Annotated in this window: 3 protein-coding genes; 2 read left to right on the forward strand and 1 reads right to left on the reverse strand. The window is 35.3% G+C overall.

What is annotated here, in order from left to right; all coding sequences use genetic code 11:
• Nucleotides 1–818 (forward strand): NADPH:quinone oxidoreductase family protein (locus RCF13_RS07250; protein ID WP_308141018.1); only part of this gene is annotated, 818 nt, incomplete at its 5' end.
• Between the two features lie 29 nt (nucleotides 819–847).
• Nucleotides 848–1,486, forward strand: coding sequence for a zinc dependent phospholipase C family protein (locus tag RCF13_RS07255; protein WP_000535603.1), 639 nt, complete (start codon nucleotides 848–850; stop codon nucleotides 1,484–1,486).
• Between the two features lie 44 nt (nucleotides 1,487–1,530).
• On the opposite strand, the gene RCF13_RS07260 is transcribed toward RCF13_RS07255, so the two are convergent.
• Nucleotides 1,531–1,914 carry a VOC family protein gene (locus RCF13_RS07260; RefSeq protein ID WP_000581469.1) on the reverse strand — a complete coding sequence of 128 codons (384 nt, stop codon included), beginning with the start codon at nucleotides 1,912–1,914 and terminating at the stop codon, nucleotides 1,531–1,533.
• Nucleotides 1,915–1,992 lie beyond the last annotated feature (78 nt).

The following is a 1,992-nucleotide window of genomic DNA, read 5'->3' on the forward strand; positions in this document are numbered from 1 at the left end:
CTTTTATTCCAGGGATAGATGCCGCTGGTATTGTAGAACGTGTCGGTTCTCATGTGAAAAATATTTATCCTGGACAGCGTGTCATTGCATTTCCTCAAAATGGATCATACGCTGAATATGTTGTTGCAAATGAAAATCTTACTTTCGTATTACCTGATGAAATTAATTTCCAAACTGCAGCTGCTTGTCCAATCGTATCTTTTACAAGCTATAATTTACTCGCAAAGGTAGCAAGGCTTCAACAAGGCGAATCAGTACTCATTCATGCGGCTGCTGGCGGAATTGGTACTACAGCTATTCAACTTGCAAAACTATTAGGGGCTGGAAAAGTTATCGGTACTGTCGGAAGTGAAGCAAAAAAAGAAATTGCTTTATATGCCGGAGCTGATTATGTTATTTGTCATCAAGATGAAGATTTTGTAGAGAAAGTCAATGAGCTGACAAATAGAGAAGGCGTAAATATCATTTTAGACTCTATTTCTGGATCTGTTTCGGAAAGAAGTTTAAAATGTCTTGCTTATTACGGTCGCCTCGTTCATTTCGGTAATGCTAGTGGTGAAATTGGCAATTTCCATACGAAAGATTTACATGCAAGTTGCCGTTCTATACTCGGTTTTAGCTTTGGAACTACACGAAAAAAACGTCCTGAACTACTCCAAGAAACTGCAAATGAAGTATTCCGTTATTTGCGTGACGGGCGTTTGCAAATCAATGCTACAAAATCTTTTCCACTCCAAGATGCAGGGAAAGCACATGAATGGGTCGAAAGTAGAAAAAGTACAGGGAAAGTAATACTAACTGTTCAGTCATCTTCCTGAAATGAATACTTGAAACCGAGGTGTCATTCATGGGATCACGAATTATGCATGCTATTATTGCTAACAGGATTGCCGAGAAATTATGTATTCAAGATAAAACTTCTTTCATACTTGGAGGTGTAGCCCCTGATGCAGTTCATTCAGCAGAAGAAAAAGGAACTTCACATTTTTACGCAGGCACGACGAAAAACTATACGCGAAGGATAGATTTCAATTCTTTTTTTCAAAAATATAAAGTTCATATGAATTCCCCTTTTCTCTTAGGCTATTACACCCATCTCATTGCCGATGATAATTGGCTAAGTGGCTTTTTTCTACCTTGGCTAAAAAATAGAATAGAAAATGATGAAACGATCGCACCTATGTACTATAACGATTTTAAATTGTTAAATGCAAAATTGCTTCATCATTACGATAAAGAACAACAGCTCTTCTCTCTTCTCAATCAAGAGGCTCACATTGTCGATATTGAAGAGGTTTCTAAAGAAAACGTTTTTTCTTTTCGAAAGTATCTTTTTGAAGATATGTTGTATCCGGAGCAAAATTTGCATGAAGACTTACAAGTATTTACGTTTAATCAAATCGTTGGTTATATTGAGACAGCTATTGAAAAAGGCGTATTTTATATTAATCAATTCTCTAATGAAAAATCCACTTCAAACATGTAATCCCCCTCAATATATTTGATGGGGATTTTCACATAGTAATATTATTATTTGTTCTTTTCCATAACCGCAAAATAATTCCCTTCACTATCAGCAAAGTTAAATACTTTACCAGAAGGCATAGTTACCATTTCGCCAACAGTAACATTTTTATTTTTTAAATCTGCATATAATTGATCAAGATTTTCTGAGAAGAACATTAAAGACGGTGTACCAAGATTCAATTCTGGGCTCATTTTAGAAATCACTTCTTTATTATGTAATATAATGCTCGTTTCTGCACCGCCCATTGGAGCGATTTCAATCCATCTCATTCCTTGCTTATTATCTTCTTCTGCAACTACATGAAACCCTACCTTTTCCGTCCAAAAATTGACTGCCTCATCTTGATTATTTACATATAACATAATTTGTCCAACTTTATGAATCATTGCATTTCCCCCTAATGATTTTTATATTCTATGTAGGTTTCTACAAATACTATCGTTATTCCTTTTGAGTTGGTATGT

Source organism: Stenotrophomonas maltophilia group sp. RNC7 (assembly GCF_030910085.1).
GTDB lineage: Bacteria > Pseudomonadota > Gammaproteobacteria > Xanthomonadales > Xanthomonadaceae > Stenotrophomonas > Stenotrophomonas sepilia.